Consider the following 19802-nt stretch of genomic DNA (forward strand, 5'->3'; position numbering starts at 1 on the left):
CGGGCGTTCTGCGTGGGCGGCGCCGTCGGGGCGGCCGTTACGGCCGCGTGAGGCGCAGGGCCAGGTCGCGGGCGTGGGTGGCGGCGGTGGGGCCGCGGGTGGGGTCGGGGGCTTCGGAGAGGAAGACCAGGGCGAGCATCAGGGCGGCGTCCAGGCGGCAGGCGAGGAGGCAGGGGTCGTCCTCGGCGGGGACGGGGGCGAGGGTGGCGTAGCCGGCGCGGAGGGCGGGGAGGTCGAGGTCGTTCTCGGGGTAGCGGGCGTATTCGGCGAGGCGGCCGAACTCGAGGGCGGGGGTGCCGAGGAGGGCGTTGGACCAGTCCAGGAGGGCGGTGGTGCGGCCCTGGTGGCGGCGGATGTTGGAGCTGCGGACGTCGAGGTGGAGGAGGCTGGTCCCGGCGAGGGGGGAGAGGTGCCGGTCGAGGAGGTCGGGGGCCGGGGGCTCGGGCCAGTCGTCGACGAGGCGGGCGAGTTCGGCCCAGCGGCGCGCTATCCGGGTGGTGAGGACCTCGGCGGTGGTGCCGCCCTCGGCGGCGACGGGGTGCAGTGGCGGCGGGGGTGCCTGGTGGAGCCGGGCGAGGAGCCGGCCGAGGGCGTGGGAGTCGAGCGGGGTGCCGTCGTCGGGGACGTAGTCGGAGAGCAGCACGTCGGGGGAGTCGGGGTCGTCGGCGAGGACGAGTTCCCGGGCGCGGGCGACGGGCAGGCCGTGTTCGGCCAGGTGCCGGGCGATGGCGTGCTCCTGGATGAGCAGGGCGCGGGTGTCCACGTGGGGGTCGTTGGCGTTGGAGTCGAAGCGGTGGTGCGCGAGCCGCACGGCGACCGGTTCGCCGTCCCGCGTCCGGGCCCGGAAGACGGTGAACTCCAGGCCCTTGCCGACGAGTTCCAGGCCGCTCAGGCCCCACTGTCCGGCCAGTCGGTCCAGTACGGCGAAACGCTCACTCATGGTGCATCCTCGGTGGTCTTGCGACGGTCGGTCACCCTGCTGTCCCTCAGCAGGGCGTAGGCGATCGGCAGGCAGGTCAGCAGGGTGGCCACGCCGCCGAGGGCGAAGGCGGCGCGCGGCCCGGCCGAGGCGCTCACCCGGCCGAAGACCAGCGCGCCGAGGGGCATGGTGCCCCAGGCGAACAGCCGGTAGACGCCGGTGGCCCGGCCGAGCATCCGGTCCGGGATGATCGTCTGGCGCAGGGAGACGGCGACGACGTTCCAGACCATCAGGGCGAAGCCGGTGACGCCGTAGGCGACGGCGACCACGGGGACCCGGTCGGTGGCGGCCACCGCCAGGCCGGCGGCGCCCATCAGGGCCAGGTTGCCGACCAGTGCGGGGACCCGGCCGACGGCCTTGCTGAGCCGGCTCGCGACCGCGCCGCCGACCACGCCGCCGACCGCCCCGGCGGCCAGCAGCGCCCCGTACGCGGCGTCCGGGAGCTCCAGTACGTCGCGCACCAGGATCACGAAGACGGCGATCTGGCCCAGGTAGACGGCGTTGATGACCCCGGCGGAGACGGTCAGGGCGCGCAGCAGCGGATCGCGGAGGACGAAGGCGACGCCCTCGCGGATGTCGGCCAGCAGCCGGGGCTTCCCGGCGGCCGTCCCGGACCCGGATCCGGAAGCGGGCTCGGGCAGGGGCCCGCGCACGCCGCGCAGCAGCAGCGCGGAGGCCAGGAAGGAGACCGCGTCGATCACCAGCGGGACGGCCCGGCCGACCGTGAACAGCACGCCGCCGACGACCTGCCCGAGCAGGTCGCGGCCGACCGTCTGGACGGCGAAGAGCCGGCCGTTCGCCGACTCCAGCCGGTCCTTGGGCACGACGCTCGGCAGCAGCGCGAAGGACGCGCAGTCGAACAGCACCTCGCCGACGCCCAGCAGGAACGCGGCGGTGAGCAGCGGCCAGAAGGTCAGCCGGTCGGCGGCGAGCAGCAGGACGGTGAGGACCAGCACCGCGGCGCGCAGCAGGTCGGCGAGGACCATCAGCAGGCGCCGCTCGAAGCGGTCGGCGTACGCGCCCGCGGGCAGGGCGAACAGCAGCCAGGGCACCGTGGTCGCGGCGGTGACCGCGGACACCTGGAAGGCGTCGTCCAGCACCGCGGTGGACAGCAGCGGCAGCGCGGCGAAGCGCATGCCGTCGCCGACCGCGGAGGAGGCCGCGGCGCCGATGACCCGGTGGTAGCCGGAGGAGGGACGGACGGTGGTGTCGGTGCTCACCCGCGCGGCTCCGCGGAGGGGTTCCCGGCCGAGAAGACGGCGCAGCGCAGTTCGCTGGTGTACCGCCGGCCGTCCACCTCCAGCCAGCGCTGGTCGGGGGCGGGCAGCATCTCGGACACCTCCAGGGTGCCCTCGGCGCGGGCGGCCAGCCGGCCCAGCTGCCGGACCAGCAGCGGGGACTCCCAGTCGACGTAGACCGGCTTGGGCTCGCCGGGGACCTTGACGAAGACGTGCCGGGGCAGCCGGTGTTCGGCGCGCAGCCGGCAGGCGGCGACGAACTGCGCGGCGTCGTCCCGGCCGGTCTGGCGGCCGAAGGCGGCGGTGTCGCGCAGCCGGGCGGCGGGGATGCGCCAGGTCTCGCGCTGCAGCACGACGCGGCCGCAGCGGATGCGCGGGATGTGCGCCAGCTCGGGGGCGTCCAGTCCGGCGCCGCCGAAGTGGCGGGGGAAGGCGAACGGGGAGAGCGGGTCCTGCCGGATGCTCGGGCCGCCGGCCGGGGGCGCCATCAGGCGCAGCCGGCCCTCGACGCCGTGGGCGCGCAGCTCCAGCCGGCCGTCGCGCAGCACCAGGTAGAGCTGGGAGGGCTGCAGCACCCGGTCGCGGGACTGCGCGGAGCGGCCGTAGACCTCCAGGTCGTGGCAGGGGTAGACGAGTTGGGTGGAGGACTTGTCGGGGTGGCCGCGGGACAGGTTGGCGAGCACCTCGTCGTCCGCGAGCAGGGACTGGTAGCCGCGGTACACCTCGGAGAGCAGTTCGGGGGTGTGCTCCTGGATCAGCGGGCCGAAGCTGGTGTGGGTGATGACCTCCCGCACCGCGTGGCAGTCGCCGATGACGGCGGTGAACCGGCCCTCGGCCAGGTCCTCCCGGCTCCGCGCGGCGAACAGGATGTCCGGGTCGCAGACGGCCGGCGGGCTGCTCGGCTGGGCGGCGAGGACGGCGGCCATCCGCTCCCGGTCGACCACGACCTCGGAGCGGTCCGGGTCGGTGGCGGCCTCGCCGAGCAGGGCGGCGCCGATCTCCCGGTCCAGTTCGGCGAGTTCGGCCTCGACGGCGAGGCACTCGCGGGCGATGGCGTCCCGGTCGCGGAAGAACTCCGCGTAGAGGACGTCCAGCGGGATCTCCACCCCGGGGCCGAACCGGTCGGCCACCCACCGGGTGAGGATGACCAGTTCGCGCCGCATCCGCAGGCGCGGGCCGGCCAGCACGGTCTCGTAGACGATGGACAGCTCGTCGGTGATGAAGCGGGCGAGGTCCGGGCCGACGGTCAGGTCGGCGGGGCGGCCGCGGGCCTCCTCGAACAGGATGCTGCGGTCGGCGTAGTGCAGGCCGCTGTTGCGGTTGGCGGGGCCGCCGGTCAGCTGCTCGAACCGGGCCTTGCTCTCGGCGAGCGCGGCCGCGCGCTCGGGCAGCGGCAAGGCGGCGAAGCGGGTGAGGTCCGCCTCGAAGCCGTCGATCGCGGTGAGCAGCGGGTCGGCCAGCGGGGCGGGGGCGGCGAGCAGTTGCTCGCGCAGGGCGGCCAGCGGCCGGTGGTCGCCGATCGGGATCTCGAACTCGACGACCACCCACTCGCGCTCGGCGAGTCCGGCGAGCACCTGGTCGAAGGGGACGGGGCAGCGCAGCTCGTCCTGCCAGGCCCGCCGCAGTTCGCTCAGGGTGCGTTCGCCGTCGCAGTGCTGCCACAGCCAGGCCTCGTACGGTTCGACCGGGCGCCCGCCGAGGTGCTGGAAGTCCCAGTCGGTGTCGAGGCCGTCGCGGGTGGTGAAGGCGTACAGGTCGATCCGGCCGTCGCGCAGGAAGGACAGCGGGCGGCGCCGGGGGCGGGCGTGGTCGAGCAGGCCGGGGACGGCGGCGGCGCTCTGGGCGAGCTTCTCCGCGGCCCAGTGGCTGAACAGCGCGCGCCGTTCCAGCTCCCGCTCGCCGGACCAGGTGATGCCGGGGGCGGTGCCGACCCGGCCGGGGGTGAACGGGCCGAAGTGCGAGTGGGTCTCGTTCTTGGTGGTGACCCGCTGGAGGTACATGGTGAGCAGGTCGGTCATCTTGCGGGTGCGCCGGCCGGTCGCGCCGTCGTGGGCGTCGAGCCAGGCGGCGAAGGTGGGGTAGGCGGAGTCGTTGGAGAGCAGCAGGACCTGCCGCAGCCGCTCGTCGCCGAAGGCCTCGACCACGGCGGCCCCGGCCCGGTCGAGGCGGTCCTGGTGCCGGGCGGCGAACCGGGTCTGCTCCTCGGCGAACCGCCGGGCGGCGTCCTGGTAGGCGCGCAGGACGGCGGCCTCCTCGGCGGGCACGGCGGCGGCCGCGGCGGCCAGTTCGGGCTCGGGGACGGGCAGCAGGAAGCCGGCGGGGGAGGACAGCCGGGCGGCGCCGGGCACCGGGTGGCGGCGCAGGGCGGCCTTGAACGCGTCGGCCAGCTCCTTCAGCCGCTGCCCGTGGGCGACGAGGTCCCGGGCCTCCTCGGCGGCGGCCGGGTCCGCCAGGGGCGCGAGCAGCTCCATCGGGAAGCCGGCCTGGCGGAGCACGACGACCGGCGCCAGCTGCCAGGGGACGCGCACTCCGGGCTCGGCGGCGGTCCGGGGATCGTTGACGGTGGTCACAGCCTCACCTGGGGAATCGAGTGGACGGGCGGACGGCGGTCGTGCAGGGCGTCCAGGACGGCGAGCGGGTCGGCGGGGAGGGCGGGCAGCAGGCCGGGGCTCGGCGCCCAGGGCTTGACCCGCACCCCGTGGTAGTCGGACCCGGCGGTGGCGACCAGGCCGAGCCGCCCGGCCGCCTCGGCGAGCCGGGCGCTGTCGGCCGGGGTGTGCCAGCTGGTCCACACCTCCAGTCCGGCCAGGCCGGCCGCCCGCAGCGGCTCCAGCAGTTCGGCGCACCGCGGGGCGTCCAGGCCGGCGGTGAGCGGGCCGGGGTGGGCGAGGACGGCGACGCCGCCGGCCTGCTCGACCCAGGACAGCACGTCCACCAGGTCGGGGTTGACCGGGTGTTCGACGTGCAACGGTCGGCCCGGGCGGCACCAGTCGGCGATGAGACGGGCGAACCGGTCGTCGCCGTCGGCGTACGGGGCGAACCGGGGGTCGTCCCCGGCGGCCTCCAGCAGCAGGGCCAGGTAGTCGTTGACGTAGGCCACCCGGTCGCCGCCGAGGCGCCGTTCGACGTCGGCCCGGGCGATCGGCACGCCGAGGGCGTGCGCCCGGTCGGTCCAGGTGCGCCACCAGGCCAGTTCCGCGTCGTGGAGGCGTCCGATCCGGCGCCGGAACGGTTCGTCGCCGGGGTCGACGAAGTAGGCGAGGCAGTGGGTCTCCTCGCCGCGCCAGGTGGTGGTGATCTCGCAGGCCGGGACCACGGTGAGGCGCCCGGCGGCGGCCCGCTCGAAGGCGGCGACGCCCGCGAGGGTGTTGTGGTCCGTCACGGCGGCCACCCGCAGCCCGGCCTCGACGCACCGCCTCGCCAGGTCGGCCGGCGCCTCGTCCCCGTCCGAGTGCCGGGTGTGCAGGTGCAGGTCGACCGGGGTGGCCAGGGTGGCGGGCGCCCCCCGCATCAGCGGGACCTCCGCGTCGGCAAGTTCATCCGCGTCGGCAGGGGCCCCCGCGTCGACAGGGCCCCCCGCGTCGGCGGGTTCCTCCGCATCAGCGGGCCCCGGGCAGGGTGCGCCGCCAGGAGGCGGCCAGCCAGCGCTCGTACTCGGGGCCGGCCGGCTCGTCCACGACCAGGCAGAGCGGCTCGATGATCCGCCCCGCGCCGCCGGCCAGGCCGCCGTGCAGCATGGTCAGGTTGTGGCCGAGCAGCAGGTCGCAGTGCTCGCCCGGGGCGAGCACCTCCCAGCGGCGGCGGAACCGCGCCCAGGTCAGGCCGGTGGCCATGAGCAGCTGGTGGCAGAAGAGCCGGGCCGCCTCGCCCCGGCACTCGCCGCAGGCGCACTCGCGGGCCAGCGGCACGGCGGCGGGGTAGCGCCGCCGCTCCTCCTTGGACAGGTCCGCCTCGCTGTGGTGGAAGGACAGGCCGTGCCAGAACGTCTCCTCCAGCCCGAGCATGGCGCCCACCGAGGGGTAGGCGCAGCCGTGTTCGGGCTGGCGCGCCAGGCCGCGGCGCAGGTTGCCGCCGAGCCAGCGGGCCGCGCCGGCCACGGGGTCGTCGCCCCGGTCGATGCCGCGCCGCTCCAGCACCTCGTCGATCACGCCGAGCCAGTCGTAGTACGTGGTGACGCTCAGCCCCTCGCCGACCTCGGGCAGGAAGATGCCCTGGTACATCTTGTGCGCGGCGGTGGTGGTGTACCCGGAGTCGCCGTAGGTGCGCTGGGCCGGGTCCCAGTCGGGGGCGTCCTGGAGGCTGGGCGTCAGGTACGAGCAGTGCTGGCCGTCGTGGTGGGGCAGCAGGGTCCGGGTGGTGTAGCCCTCGGGGACGTAGGTCTGCTGCGCCCTGTCGACCTCCAGCCGCATCCGGGCGGGGGCGCCGCGGGCGATCAGCGCGGTGCGGACGCGCTCGACGATGCCGGTGGACAGCCGGCGGCTGTCCTCGACCCCGAGCCGCAGCCGGCCGATCCGGAAGACGGCGTAGCCGGTCCGGTGGATGACCTCGACGGCTCCGGCGGCGAGGTCATCCAGCGCCCGCTCGCGCTCGGCGGGGGCCCCGGAGACCAGCGGGGTACAGTCGAACTGCGCTTCGTGGGGCGTGAATCTCACCGGTGCTCCAGGGGTGCGGAGGGGGTGCCGGGGGCCCAGGGCGCGAGTTCGGCCGGGGCGACCTCGGTGCGGAACAGGAACTCGAAGAGCAGCCGGGCGGCGATCTGCGCGGTGCCGCCGGACGGGTCGTAGCGGGGCGCGATCTCGGCGATGTCGACGGCGCCGACGGGCAGCGCCCGCAGCTCCTCGTAGACGTCGAGGAGGTCGCCGATGCCGATGCCGCCCATGGTGACGTGCCCGGTGCCGGTCGCGGCGGCGCTGTCGAGCACGTCGATGTCGAGGGAGACGTAGACGGTGTCGCAGCGCGAGCCGAGCTCCTCGATGACCGGGCGCAGGGCCGCGGCGGCGCCGTCCCGGGTGATCCGGGAGCCGGGCACGACGTGGAAGCCGCTGTCCAGCAGGCCGCGGAACTGGTCGTACTTGGTCACGTCCCCGACCCCGACGAAGGCGATGTCCTCCGGGCGCATCTGCGGGATCTCGCTGATCCGGCGGGAGTTGGAGCCGTGGTAGAGCGGCCCGTGCAGGGTGCTCCAGTTGCCGAAGTCGAAGTGGTGGTCGATGTTGATGAACCCCACCCGGCCGGCGCCGCGGTCCAGTCGGCCGGCGCGGAAGCCGGCGAAGGTGGGGAAGGTGCAGGAGTGGTCGCCGTTGAGGAAGATCAGCCGCGGGGCGCTCTGGCTGAGCCGGCGGCTCTCGGCGGCGACGGCCTGGAAGGTCTTGACGGTGTCCGTCGGGTAGATGTGCAGGTCGCCGGCGTCCGCGACGCGGGGCGCGTGGTAGCGGAAGGTCTGCCCGGTGCGGGTGTCCAGCATCCGCCACTGGCCGAGGCTGGTGAGGTAGCTGGAGAAGACCAGGCTGGCCTGGCGGATCGCCCGCGGCCCCTCGGCGGCGCCGGGCCGGGAGCTGGCGGTGGCGTCGTAGGGCACGCCGGACACCACCCAGCCCGTGTCGCCCACGTCCACCTGGTCGGCGGTGGTGGTGGGGGCGCCGAAGAGGGTGCCGACGCCGGCCCAGCCGGGCAGCGGGTCCTGCTCGAAGTCCTCCGGCTTGACGCTGGTGCGGAGGGCCTCGAAGTCGGGGAGCTCGGTCATGTCAGTTCTCCTGCGCGGCGGGCGTGACGGACAGGCCGGGTACGGCGGAGGCCTGGGCGGCGGGCAGCGGGTCGCGGATGATGGCGTGCGCCGCGGCGATCTTCTCCTGGAACAGGTCCCAGCTGTCCTCGGGGGACAGGTGCCGGGGCCGGTAGACGACCGGGGCGTCCTCCCGCCAGTCGGCGAAGTCCCAGTTGAAGATGCGCTCGCGCAGCCTGGGGAAGTCCGGGGTGAGCGGGTACGGGACGAAGTTGTAGAGGTTGAAGAGCCACAGCGCCGATTCGTTCTCCCGCATCCAGCTGACGGTCTGGCCGTGTGCGGCCTCCGTCTCCTCGTCCAGGCCGCCCATCATGTTGAGGACGATCTTCAGCCCGGCGTCGCTGAGTTGACGGATCTTCGAAGTGTAGTCGTCCAGGCCGCGGGAGAGCTTGTTGAGGCGCTTGAGCATCTGCGAGTCGGCCGACTCGAAGCCGAGCTCCACGGCGACGACGCCGAGTTCGAGCATGGCGTCGACGATCCACTCCTTCACCTGCATCACGTGGGTCTGCACGATGAAGCGGTAGCCGGGGCGGTCGCGGAAGACGTCCAGCAGGTTGCCGACGGCCTCGCGGGACTGGCCGAAGGTCTTGTCGCCGATGTAGAAGAGCCGGGTGTCGGGGAACCGGCTGGTCAGCTCGTCGACCTCCTGGGCGAGCGCGTCCTTGGCGACCAGGGTGAGCTGCTTGCTCCAGGCGTCGCCGCAGAACGAGCACTGGTACAGGCAGCCGTGGCTGGCGTTGAGCCGCAGCAGCGGGACCCGGCCCTGGTAGCCGCCGAGGTGGCGGTAGTCCGGCGCCCAGGTGATCCGGTCGGACACCAGCCCGGGCAGCAGCGGCTTCTCCAGGCTGCCGCCGGACCCGGAGGCGAGTTCGACGAGCCGGCGCACGAAGGTGGCGTCGAGCTGGCCGCGGTGCACGGCGTGCACGGCGCCGTCCGGGGCGAGCGGGGCCATGTTGCCGCCGAGGACGACGCGCCGGCCGGCGTGCTCCAGCCGCTTGGCCACCTCCAGCGCGAGGCGGAGGTTCTGGGCGAGCGGGGACATCAGGACCAGGTCGCCGGGGGCGGTCGCCTCCAGCAGCGGCTCGGCGCAGTCCTCCGGCTCGGCCGGGGTCCTGGACAGGTCGCGGAAGACGGAGTCCAGGCCCGCGGTGTTCAGCAGGGCGGTCAGGTGGGCGACCCAGAGCGGCATCTCCCACAGGCCGTCGGTCGGGATGAAGTACTCGGGCAGCATGGCCCGGAAGCGCCGGTCGTAGTCGTCGTAGTAGCGGGCCAGGTTCGGGTCCGGGTCGTGGCTGGAGGGGAAGGGCAACTGGACGATGCAGCTCTTGGTCATGACGGTGCCTTCGGTCGGTGAGGGCGTGGGGTCCTCGACGTGGAGCACTCAGTGGGGACGGCGCGAGAAGACCGCACAGCGCAGCTCGCTGGTGTGACGTTCTCCGTCGATGTCGAGCCAGAGGTGCTCCGGGGCGGGGAGCATTTCGCTGAACTCCAGGGCGGCGGCCGACTTCCGGGCGAGCCGGAAGACCTGCCGGACGATGAGGGGGGATTCCCAGTCGACGTAGACCGGTTTCGGCTCGCCGGGGATCTTCAGGAAGCCGCGGCGCGGCAGGCCGAGCTCGCGGCGCAGCCGGCGGGCGGCGGCGAACTCCGGGGCGTCGCCCTTGGAGCGGTGGACGCCGGGGCTCCAGCCGCGCAGGGCCTCGGCGGGGACGCGCCAGCGCTCCCGGTGCAGCACGATCCGGCCGCAGCGGATGCGGGGCACGTGGTCGCGGTCCCGGTCGCGGACGCCCACGCCGCCGAAGTGGCGGGGGAAGGCGAACGGGGAGAGCGGGTCCTGGCGGATGCTGGGGCCGCCCGCCAGCGGGGCGAGCAGCTTGAGCCGGCCGGCCAGGCCGTGGGCGCGCAGCTCCAGCCGGTCGGCGGTGGCCACCAGGTACAGCGCGCCGGGCTGGAGGACGTCGCCGCGGGCCTTCGGGGAGAGCCCGTACACCTCCAGGTCCGGGCAGGGGTAGGTGAGTTGGGCGCCGGTCTTGTCCGGGTGCGAGCGGGAGAGGTCGACCAGCACCTCGTCCTCGTCGAGCAGCCCCCGGTAGCGGTCGTGGACCGCGTCGAGGAGTTCGGGCGCCTCGGCCTGGAGCATCGAGGCGAAGCTGGAGTGGGTGAGCGCCTCGCGGACGGCGTGGCAGTCCCCGACGACGGCGAGGAAGTCGCCGCGGCCGATCGCGGCGGCGTCCGGGGCGGCGAGCATGACGTCCGGGTTGCACAGCGCGGGCGGGGTGTCGGGGTGGCGGGCGAGCAGCTCCTCCAGCCGGGCCCGGTCGACGACGCTCTCGGACCGGCCGTCCTCGGCGCCGTCCAGCAGCAGGTCGACGACCTCCCGGTCGAGCGCCGCGATCTCCCGGTCCACCTCCTCGCACTCCGCGGCGAGCAGCGGCTTGTCGGCGAAGAAGGCGGCGTAGAAGTCCGGCAGCGGTACGGGCGTGCCGGTGCCGAAGCGCCGCGCCGTCCAGCGGTGCAGGATCTCCAGCTCGCGGCGGACGCGCAGCCGGGGGACGAGCAGGGTCAGGTCGTAGACCACGGACAGCTCGCGGCCGATCAGGTCGGCGATGTCGGGGCCGAGGACGACGTCCTTGACCGGGCTGTACGCCTCCTCGTAGAGGATGCTCCGGTCCGCGTAGTGCCGGCCCTCGGAGCGGTTGGCGGCGGAGCCGGTGACCTCCTCGAAGGCCTGCTTGAGCTCGCCGAGCAGGGCCGCGCGCTGCTCCGTCGGGCCCTCGGCGAAGCGGCGCAGCCCGTCCTGGAAGCGGCGCACCACGGCGAGGTCGGGGGAGTCGTCGGCGAGCTGCCCGGCGAGCTCGCGCAGGACGTCGGTGGCGCCGATCGGGATCTCCCGGCGGCCGATCAGCCAGTCCTGGTCGACGAGTTCGGCGAGCACCCGGTCGAAGGTGCGGTCGGCGGGGCGGTCCGGGCGCTCGGCCCAGGCGGCGCGCAGCCAGGCCACCGTGCGCTCCCCGTCGCAGTGCTCCCAGAGCCAGGACCGGTCGGCGTCGAAGGTGTCGGACCTCACCGCGACGAAGCGCCAGCCGTCCGGCATGCCGGTGGTGCTCTCGAACGCGTACAGCCGGACCACGGGGCCCTCGGCGAAGGCGAGGGGCCGCCGGCGGGGGCGCACCGTCTCGAAGGCCTCCGGCCGGGCGCTGAAGACCTCGGCCATCGCCTCGCCCGCCCAGTGGCTGAGCAGGGCGATCCGGCGCAGCGGGCCGGTGGACCAGCCGACGCCGGCGGCGGCGCCCTCCGGTGCCGTCCGGGCGACGGCCAGGGGGCCGAAGTGCGAGTGGGTCTCGTTCTTGGTGGTGACCCGCTGGAGGTACATGGCGAGCAGGTCGGTCATCCGCTTGACGTGGCCGTCCGACCCGGCGCCGCCGGAGGCGAGCCAGGCGGTGAACTCCTCGAAGCGGGCGTCGTTGGACAGCAGCAGGACCTGCTGGAGGGAGGGTTCGCGGAACAGGTCCACGACGGTCCGGCGGGCGTCGGCGAGGGCGGTGCCGTGCTCCCGCTCGAAGGCCTCCCAGTGGCCGTCCAGGGCCAGCACCGCGTCCTGGTAGCGCTTGGCCGTGTCCAGGGCGGCCGGGCCGAGTTCGGCTTCGAGCCGGGCGAGGTCGGCGGGCGGGAAGGGGCGGAGCATGCCGACGCCGGAGGCGAGGTCGCCCCGGGTGCCGGCCCGCTCCGCGCGCAGGTCGGCCTTCAGTCGCCGCCCCAGCTCGACGGCCTCGTCCCGCAGGTCGAGGACGGCGTCGGCGGCCCGGGCGGTCGGGGAGGAGACGACGCGGTCCAGCAGCGAGAGCGGGTAGCCCGCGTGGCGCAGCATCGCGACCGGGGCGAGGGACCACCCCGGGCCGCCGTCCGTCCTGGCGGCCGGGGTGCGGTCGCCTCCCGTCGGAGGTCGTGCGCCGTTCGGACGCGGCTTCGGCTCGTCCATGATCATCCCCTCGTAACTGACTTGATCACGACAGTTCGTGACCATAACAACGTGTCGAGGGGTCTTTCAATAACGATGGGGCCAACCCGCGGGTTTCCGGCCAAGATTGACCGGTCGTCAGCCGAAACCCGTGGTGGTGCGGCAGGATCCGGAGGTTGGGATGACGTCAAACGGCCTGATTCGACGCGAACTTGACGTCGAATCAGGCCGAAGTGCTGGGGGCGGGGGTCCGCCTCAGCTGAGGGTCTTGATCGGTTCGGCGGTCGCGGGGTCGAGGAAGTCGGGCTTCTTGCGCAGCGGCGAACACAGGATCGGGACCGGGATCAGCAGGGTGAACAGGCAGCAGACCAGCAGGGATCCGCGGTTGCCGATCAGCTGGCCGAGCACGCCCGCGAGGAGGGCGCCGACGGGGAAGACGCCCCAGGAGAAGAACCGGACGGTGGCCACCACGCGCGGCATGAGCTCCGGCGCGACGGCCGTCTGGCGGAAGGTGCGGCTGATGATGGCGAAGGTGACCGTGCACAGGCCCCAGCCCACGTTCCCCAGCAGGAACAGCGAGAGCCCCCAGCCGTGGAAGGTCAGCGGCATCAGCAGCGCGGAGACCGGGGCGGCGAACAGGGCGAGGACCGCGGCCCGGGTCGGGCCCAGCCACTTGACCAGGGCGGTGGTGACCGCCGCGGCGAGGACCCCGCCGATGCCCAGGCCGGCGATGAGGAAGCCCACGGTGAAGGAGTTGGCCTGCACCGTGCGGACGAGGAAGACCGCGGTGAGCGCGTCGATGGCCGCGGTGGCGAAGTTGAGCCCGGTGCCGACGAAGACGAGCGGGCGGATCACCGGGTGCCGCCGGACGAACTCGATGCCCTCGCGGATCTCGGCCACCATGTTGCGCTTGGCCTTCTTCTGCCCGCCGTCGAGCGGCGAGGGGACGGTCATCAGCAGCGTCGCCGAGAGGAGGTAGCTCACCACGTCCGCGATCAGGCTGTACGCGGCGCCCAGCGCCTGGACGAGGCTGCCGCCGAGGGCCGGGCCCGCGATCTGGGAGAGCGACTCGCTGCCCTGGATCAGGCTGTTGCTGGCGATCAGCCGCTCCTTGGCGACCACCGTCGGCAGGTAGGTCGAGTAGCCCACCTCGAAGATCACGCTCGACACGCTGATCACGAAGGCGACGGCCACGAGCTGGGCGAGGGTCAGCACGTCGAAGTAGACGGCCAGCGGGACCGACACCAGGGCCGCGGCGCGGATCAGGTCGGCGGAGACGAGGACGAGGCGCAGCGGGAGCCGGTCCACGATCACCCCGGCCGGCAGACCGACCAGCAGCCACGCGCACATGCTCGCCGCCGCGACCAGACTCGTCTCGAAGGTGCTGGCGTTCAGGACGAGGACGGCCACCAGCGGCATCGCGACGGTCGTGACGGCCGTGCCGAAGGCGCTGGTGCTGTGCGCGGTCCAGATCCGCCAGAACACCGAGCGGTCGGGCGGCGTGGACTGCGTCGGGGACATCATCATGGAGCTCCTACTGCTGGGCTAGACGGCGTGGGTGTCGTACAGCGGGCGGGGGCCGTCAGCGCAGCAGCGCCACTTCCTGATCGCGAGGACACGGACGCGGGCCGGCTCGCACTCGACCCGCTTGGGGTGGAAGCCGGTCGCGGCGAGGAGGCCGAGGAGTTCCTCGGCGGTGTCGCCGCGCTCCCACCGGGGACGGTCGGTGTCCAGGTGCAGGGCACCGTGCGGGATCAGCGCCCGGCAGTAGCCGTGCAGCACGGCCAGGGCGTCCTCGGGGGTGGGGAACGGCTGCGCCCGACCGCACCAGATGCCGTTCAGCACCCCTTCCCCGTATTCCTCGTCGGCCGCGGCGTCCGGTCGCGGGTGGTCCAGGGCGATGGACGGCCGTTGGCCGGTGACCCGCGCGTAGATGGTCTCCATGTCCTCCAGCCGGCCGGTGTCGAGCTCCGGCCGGCCGCGGGTGAACTCGGCCACGCGGATGTGCGGGGTCGGCGGCAGGATGCCCATGAAGGCCCGCAGGCCCGGCTCGCTCACGGGTGTGTCCATGTGGGTGCTTCCCTGTCCCTCGGTGTCGTCAGTGACCGAAGTCCTCGATCAGTTCGCGGAGCGCCTCGACGCAGCCGCCGCAGCCCGTGCCCGCCAGGCAGCGGTCGCCGATGCCGTCCGGCGAGTCCGCCCCCGCCCGGATCGCGGCGACGATCTCGGCCTCGGACACCGAGCGGCACACGCACACGATGCAGTCGGGGTCGGGATCGAACATGGTCACGGTGGCGTCCCCCTCCGGGCCGGCGGATCAGCCGACGGCGATCCGCTTGCCGTCCAGGACGAAGCAGCCCCGCTGCGGCTCGCGGCCGAGCAGGTCGACCTCCGGGAAGAAGGTGCGGTAGGCGGTGAAGGAGATCAGGTGCCAGATGTCGGCCTCCGGGACGCCCAGGCCGCGCACGTTGGCGATCTGCTGGTCGATCGGCTGGGTGCCGGCCGCGACGACGCCCTCGTGCTGGTACCAGAGGGAGTTCTCGGCGTCGCGGTGGAGGTGCTGCCCGCCCAGGTCCGGGGTGTCGCTGCGGTCCGTCATCAGCATCATGTTCGACGGTCCGGCCAGCTCCACCGCGCGCTTGGCGATCGCGAAGTCGACGTGCTCGCCGTCGAAGTTGAGGCAGGCGGTGATCCGGCCGGCGTGCGCGGCGCGGATGATCGCGGCCGGCACCGGGCCGACCTGCTCGTGCAGGTCCGCGAGGGACCAGGACGGCAGGTCGTACGAGGCGATGACGGCGTCGCGCTCGGCCTTCGCCCGGGAGGTGCGGAACGCGTGCTTGATCAGCAGCGGCATCTCGTTGAAGAGGTGGTCCGTGATCACGCGGACGCCCCGGCCGGGGAAGTCCGCGGCCTCGGCCGCGCTGATCGCGGTCTCCACGCAGTCGGCCCCCAACTGCGGGTCCTCCCGGGTGAAGTGGCCCAGGGCCGGACGGACGCCGCGCTCCACCAGGGTGGTGACGATCCACTCGAGGTCCGGGTAGCCCGCGGGCAGCGCCGGCGCGAGGTACGAGCCGGGCGTCAGGGCGTCGGGCGAGACCATCAGGTAGGCCAGGCCGAGCGGGCCGCAGGAGGCGAGCTTCTCCCACTCCGCGCGGGACGGCGCCCAGACGGAACTGGCCGGGGTGCCGCCGAAGCTGGCGACCAGCGGGCCCTCCAGGGCGATCGCCCCGATGTGGGGGAGTTCCCCGTCGGCGCGCATCCGGGAGAACTCGCCCATGAAGCCGACGAAGCCGTCGAGGCGCTCCTGGCGCAGGTAGAGCGTGGGGATGCAGATGATCCCCTCGGCCCGGGCGGCCTCGTTGAGCTCCTTGAGGTCCATGCGGCCGAAGTCGGAGAAGTCGACGTTGCCCAGACCGTGGCAGTGGACCTCGACCGGGAGGCTCGGCACGAAGTAGTCGCCGGAGCCCGCGTCGGTGCTCACCGCGTCGGATACGGACAGCCGGCGGTTGCTCCAGGTGACGGAGGCGGATCGGGTGCGCTCGGGAGTCAGCGAGATGTTCGCTGTGAGCATGGTGGTATTCATCTCTTTCCAATCGAGTACATCTCGCGGTCCGCCGCCACATTCGACCCGGTGCGCGCGTCAGAAGACGACGGAGCCGGTCGTCGCGAGATATTCCAGAATTTCCTTGGTGTCTGCGGTAGCGGTTTCCGCGTCGATGTCGTACTCGGCGGCCAGCAGCCGGCCGATATCGGCGATCGAATTCCGTCCGTCGATCTGCTTCCAGATGAAACTGGCCGATTCGGACAGTTCGAACGGTTCCTTGGCGACGACGGCCACCAGGAATCGGCCCCGCACATTGCGGACCCGGACGTCGGGCCGGTACGAGGGAACCTGGTCGACGGAGAGAACGGGCTGCTCTGCCATATCAGAGGACCACGCTCATCGAGATCCTGCGGCAGACGGGCAGGACTTCGTTGACCCACGCCGCGGGGTCGGCCGGGTCGAAGGACTGCATGGTCTCCAGTGCCCAGTACTCGTCGAACGACAGCACCGACTGCTCCACCGCCCGGAAGCGCCTGGCCCGCCACTTGGCGTTCTGCCCGTACTCGGCGTACGAGGCGAGCAGCGCGTCCACGGCGTACTCCAGGGCGACGCGGGCCGAGAGCACCGCGCTCTCCAGGTCGCCGATCGACATCTGTCCCACGGCGTCCTCGACGCGGGTGTCGGCGTAGTTCAGACCACGCTGCACCAGCACGGAGCCGAAGGCCGAGGCCTTGAGCTCCTCCGCGCGCCTGGTCAGCCAGGCCTCGTTCTCCAGGCCCTGGCCGTGCCGGAGCCACTCCAGCATGACCGTCTCCTGGCGGTCGAGCTGGACGCCCTCGCCCATCGCGCTCTCGAAGGCCTCGTGCGAGACCTTCGCCAGCACGGCGTCGATCTGCGCGTCCGTCATGTACCGGATGTCGCAGCGGGTGCCGTGGACGTAGGTCTCCAGCGCGCGGAACTCGTCCGCGCCGAGCGGGATGGGGGCGCCGTGGAGGCTGCCCTGCCACGGCTCCTCGGTGATCACGAACAGGTCGATGTCGCTGCTCGGGTTGCCCCAGCCGCGCACGATGGAGCCCGCCTGGAAGACGCAGAGCGGCGCGTCCGGGAGGAAGCCTTGGGCGCGCAACTCCGGCAGGGAGGAGGACGAGTTGTCAGCCATGGCTCTCTTTCTGTGAACGTTGGTGCTCGAGCAGGACGGACGGGGCGTTGTTGACCAGGTGGGCCAGCAGCGCGGGGAGGACCGAGCCGGACAGCGCGACCAGGGCCAGCAGCGAGAGGGCGGCCAGGAGTTCCACGGCCACGACCCGCGGGGCCTTGCGCCAGTGGCTGTCGCCGACGTGGTGGCGGGCGATGAAGGCGGCCGCGCCCAGCAGCGAGGTCACGACGCCGGCCGGCCCCGCCGCGGTGACGGCGAACGACCGGTACAGCGCCTCCTCGCCGAAGGGCGCCAGGGTCCCCGTCGCGACCCTCGTCCGCGCCTGGAGCGGGGTGGAGGGGCCGATCAGGAAGGCCAGGTCGCCGGAGAGCAGCAGCCGGAAGTTCATGCCCCCGGCCAGCAGCAGGACCGCGGCCAGCCCGATCGCCACGAGGTACCACCACCAGGCCGCGCCCCTGGTCAGCCAGGGTGCGCCGGTGGCGGCGGCGACCGCGATGAAGGCGGCCGGCACGGCGACGGCGATCGCGTTCTCGCCCCAGTACGCGGCACCCGTGCGCAGGGTCCGCGGCATCCGCCACGGCAGCAGTCCGGCCAGCGCGTCCAGGGCGACGAGCACGGCGGCCACGCGCCAGGTGCCGCCCTGGAGCCAGAGCGCCACGGCGAAGGCCGCCATCGCGGCCGCCGACAGCAGGCGCACGGGCTGCGGCGGCCAGGCCGAACGGTCGAAGGCGCGGGCCGCGAAGCCGGTGCGGTCGGCCGTGGGCGCCGGGGACGGCGTGCTCATCGCCGGACCGGTTCCCCGGTCCCGGGCACCGCGGTGATCACGCCGACGGCCAGCGCCTCCTGGAACGGCTCGGTCACCTCGGCGAGTTCGCCGCCCGTCTTGGCCAGCGCCTCGCCCAGGGTGAGGGTGCCGTCGAGGGTCCGCAGGAGGGCCAGCCAGGCCGGGTCCCCGGAGGCCGAGATCTCGTACTCGAAGCTGCCGTCGACCACCACGAACCACGAGTCCGGCTGCGCGGGCACGGTGGCGAGCAGGGCGTTGTCGGCCAGTGCGTAGACCGCCCCGCGGTCGAGTTCCGGCTCGCTGACGACCCGGGCGACGATGTCCCGCGCCTCGCGCTCCCAGTCGCCGATCTTCAGCTCCACCGGGGTGGGACGGGCCGCGGCCAGCGAGGGCGCGGCCGGCAGCCGGGAGGTCATCACGTCCAGGAGGCCGAGGTTGACGATCCGCAGCAGCAGCTCGGTGCTGCCGGTGCTGGGGCTGCGCTCCAGCCGGTCGAGGGTGGTGCGCAGACCGTCGGCGTTGAGGTAGCGGCGCGCGTTGTCGCTGGAGAGCGCCTCCTCCAGGAGGGCGGCGCCGTCCTGGGCGAGCAGCCGGGTGAAGAAGCGGTCGGTGTGCCGGGCGCCCTCGCCGTGGAAGAAGTAGCCCTTGGGCCGGGTGCGGATCTCCTCGGGCAGGATGCCCTTCAGGGCCTCGCGCACGATGCGCTTGTCCCACAGCAGCGCGGAGCGGCGGGCGGCGGGGATCCGGGCCACGAGTTCGACGAGGCGGTGGTCGAGGAACGGGACGCGGGCCTCGACGCTGTTGCCGGCGGCGGTGCGGTCCTCGTGCCAGACGTTGTACTGCTCCAGGGTGCGGTACTGCCAGGCGAAGTAGCCGGCGAAGTGGTCGTCCCGGTACGGCGAGGCGGGGTCGATCTCCGTGTCGTTGAGCAGCGGGACGCCCTGGTGCTCCCACCAGTGGCCGAGCTTCGGGTTGCGCTCCAGCGCCTGCCGCCGGTACAGGTCGCCGAGGTTGGACTCGAAGTCCTCCCAGGTGCCGCCCTCGCCGGCGAAGCTCGGGATGTAGCCGCCGTTCATCTCGTCGGCGGCGGCGCCGAGCAGCATGCCCTTGATGTCGGGGAAGTTCTGCCGGGCGAAGCGGTGCAGCTCGAACTTGTAGAAGATCTCGGGGCCCACCAGCGGCGTCTCCGCCAGCCAGACGAGGTCGCGCCACTCCTGCGGGCCCGGGACCCGGTCGGAGCCGATGAGCACCTGGTGGTTGGCCAGGCCCAGCAGTTCGGCGGTCCGGTGCCCGCCGCGGGCGTCGCCGTTGAGGACGGTGCCGGGCGTCAGCGCGGTGAAGGTCTGGAGGCCGGAGCCCGGGGCGAGCGCCGCGACGGCGGCGGAGTCGATGCCCCCGCTGAGGAAGAGGCCGAGCTCCGTGTCGGCGGTGGCGCAGTCGGCGACGGAGGCGGCGAGCAGGTCGCGGAACTCCGCGATGTAGTCCTCGTCCGTCATGTCGGAGTGGGCGTCGGAGCCGGGCAGTTCCCAGTAGCGGTGCTCGCTGGTCGTGCCGTCCTGGAGCCGGATCTGCAGGATCGTGCCGGGTGCCACGATCTGGAGGTCCTCGAACCAGGTGGTGATGCGGCCGTGCACGAACCCCGGCGTGGCGTTCATGTCGTACTCGCTCAGCGCGCGGCTCCAGTCGAGGCGGCGCGGGGTGGCGGCGTCCGCGAAGAGGGCCTTCATCTCCGAGGCGAAGACGACGCGTTCGCCGTTGCGGTGGTAGTAGAGCGGCTTGATGCCGAAGCGGTCGCGCCCCATCAGCAGGACGCCGCGTGCGCGGTCCCACAGGACGAAGGCGAACATGCCGTTGACCCGGTCGAGGAAGCGCAGGCCGTCGCGCTGGTAGAGGTAGAGGAGGACCTCGCAGTCGGAGCCGGTGCTCAGACGGGTGCCGGAGGGCAGGCCGGCGGCGAGCTCCTTGTGGTTGTAGACCTCGCCGTTGGCGATCAGGACGAGATTGCCGTCCGAGCTGACGAGGGGCTGGGCGCCGTCCTCCGGGTTGACCAGGGAGAGCCTGTTGAAGGCCATGCCCACGGGGCCGTCGCAGAGCAGCCGGCGGTCGTCGGGGCCGCGGTGGGCGAGTGTGCGGGCGAACGCCTCCAGGAGCGCTTCGGCCCCCTCGGGCAGGGCGGTCCCGTCAATCCGGGCCACGCCGGCGATGCCACACATTCTCCACACTCCGTCCGCAGAAAAACAGAAAAGCGTGCCACTGGAAAGCGGCAGAAGGGGTTCCCGGAGGTGGGGCGCGCCCCGCGGCCGGCGGGGGGCCCGGCCCCCGGCAGCCCCGAAGATGGGAAAGATTGTTGCGGGGGGGGCC

Annotated in this window: 16 protein-coding genes; all 16 read right to left on the reverse strand. The window is 73.4% G+C overall.

The window, feature by feature from the left end:
• Positions 1 to 37: 37 nt before the first annotated feature.
• Entirely contained in the window at positions 38 to 940 is a 903-nt protein-coding gene (locus ACFU6K_RS07020; protein WP_380661346.1) for a phosphotransferase family protein, read from the reverse strand.
• The gene (locus ACFU6K_RS07025) at positions 937 to 2199 is read right to left on the reverse strand and encodes an MFS transporter (protein ID WP_380661347.1); all 1263 of its coding nucleotides are present in this window, start codon (positions 2197 to 2199) and stop codon (positions 937 to 939) included. The genes ACFU6K_RS07020 and ACFU6K_RS07025 overlap by 4 nt, the downstream gene beginning before the upstream one ends.
• Positions 2196 to 4787, reverse strand: a complete 2592-nt coding sequence (locus ACFU6K_RS07030; RefSeq protein ID WP_380661348.1) for a lantibiotic dehydratase — start codon at positions 4785 to 4787, stop codon at positions 2196 to 2198. The genes ACFU6K_RS07025 and ACFU6K_RS07030 overlap by 4 nt, the downstream gene beginning before the upstream one ends.
• Positions 4784 to 5728 carry a PHP domain-containing protein gene (locus ACFU6K_RS07035; protein ID WP_380661349.1) on the reverse strand — a complete coding sequence of 315 codons (945 nt, stop codon included), beginning with the start codon at positions 5726 to 5728 and terminating at the stop codon, positions 4784 to 4786. Before ACFU6K_RS07035 ends, ACFU6K_RS07030 begins: the two co-directional genes overlap by 4 nt.
• An 88-nt stretch (positions 5729 to 5816) precedes the next feature.
• Positions 5817 to 6869, reverse strand: coding sequence for a hypothetical protein (locus ACFU6K_RS07040; RefSeq protein ID WP_380661350.1), 1053 nt, complete (start codon positions 6867 to 6869; stop codon positions 5817 to 5819).
• Positions 6866 to 7960, reverse strand: coding sequence for an arginase family protein (locus ACFU6K_RS07045; RefSeq protein ID WP_380661351.1), 1095 nt, complete (start codon positions 7958 to 7960; stop codon positions 6866 to 6868). Before ACFU6K_RS07045 ends, ACFU6K_RS07040 begins: the two co-directional genes overlap by 4 nt.
• 1 nt (position 7961) lies before the next feature.
• Positions 7962 to 9332: a B12-binding domain-containing radical SAM protein gene (locus tag ACFU6K_RS07050; RefSeq protein ID WP_380661352.1), complete on the reverse strand. Its 1371-nt coding sequence runs from the start codon at positions 9330 to 9332 to the stop codon at positions 7962 to 7964.
• Positions 9333 to 9380: 48 nt separating this feature from the next.
• Entirely contained in the window at positions 9381 to 11978 is a 2598-nt protein-coding gene (locus ACFU6K_RS07055; protein WP_380661353.1) for a lantibiotic dehydratase, read from the reverse strand.
• 234 nt (positions 11979 to 12212) lie between these two features.
• Positions 12213 to 13484 carry an MFS transporter gene (locus ACFU6K_RS07060; protein WP_380661355.1) on the reverse strand — a complete coding sequence of 424 codons (1272 nt, stop codon included), beginning with the start codon at positions 13482 to 13484 and terminating at the stop codon, positions 12213 to 12215.
• An 18-nt stretch (positions 13485 to 13502) separates the two neighbouring features.
• On the reverse strand, positions 13503 to 14027 hold the full coding sequence (locus tag ACFU6K_RS07065; protein WP_380661356.1) for a hypothetical protein: 525 nt from the start codon (positions 14025 to 14027) through the stop codon (positions 13503 to 13505).
• 28 nt (positions 14028 to 14055) lie between these two features.
• Positions 14056 to 14241, reverse strand: a complete 186-nt coding sequence (locus ACFU6K_RS07070) for a (2Fe-2S)-binding protein (protein ID WP_380661363.1) — start codon at positions 14239 to 14241, stop codon at positions 14056 to 14058.
• A 33-nt stretch (positions 14242 to 14274) separates the two neighbouring features.
• Positions 14275 to 15528 (reverse strand): hypothetical protein, encoded by a 1254-nt coding sequence (locus ACFU6K_RS07075; RefSeq protein ID WP_380661357.1) that lies wholly within the window; start codon positions 15526 to 15528, stop codon positions 14275 to 14277.
• Between the two features lie 69 nt (positions 15529 to 15597).
• Positions 15598 to 15882 (reverse strand): PqqD family protein, encoded by a 285-nt coding sequence (locus ACFU6K_RS07080; RefSeq protein WP_380661358.1) that lies wholly within the window; start codon positions 15880 to 15882, stop codon positions 15598 to 15600.
• A 1-nt stretch (position 15883) separates the two neighbouring features.
• Positions 15884 to 16660, reverse strand: a complete 777-nt coding sequence (locus ACFU6K_RS07085; RefSeq protein ID WP_380661359.1) for a hypothetical protein — start codon at positions 16658 to 16660, stop codon at positions 15884 to 15886.
• The gene (locus tag ACFU6K_RS07090; RefSeq protein WP_380661360.1) at positions 16653 to 17441 is read right to left on the reverse strand and encodes a type II CAAX prenyl endopeptidase Rce1 family protein; all 789 of its coding nucleotides are present in this window, start codon (positions 17439 to 17441) and stop codon (positions 16653 to 16655) included. The genes ACFU6K_RS07085 and ACFU6K_RS07090 overlap by 8 nt, the downstream gene beginning before the upstream one ends.
• On the reverse strand, positions 17438 to 19654 hold the full coding sequence (gene asnB, locus ACFU6K_RS07095; protein WP_380661361.1) for an asparagine synthase (glutamine-hydrolyzing): 2217 nt from the start codon (positions 19652 to 19654) through the stop codon (positions 17438 to 17440). The genes ACFU6K_RS07090 and asnB overlap by 4 nt, the downstream gene beginning before the upstream one ends.
• Positions 19655 to 19802 lie beyond the last annotated feature (148 nt).

This window comes from Kitasatospora sp. NPDC057512 (assembly GCF_042802135.1).
Taxonomy (GTDB): domain Bacteria; phylum Actinomycetota; class Actinomycetes; order Streptomycetales; family Streptomycetaceae; genus Kitasatospora.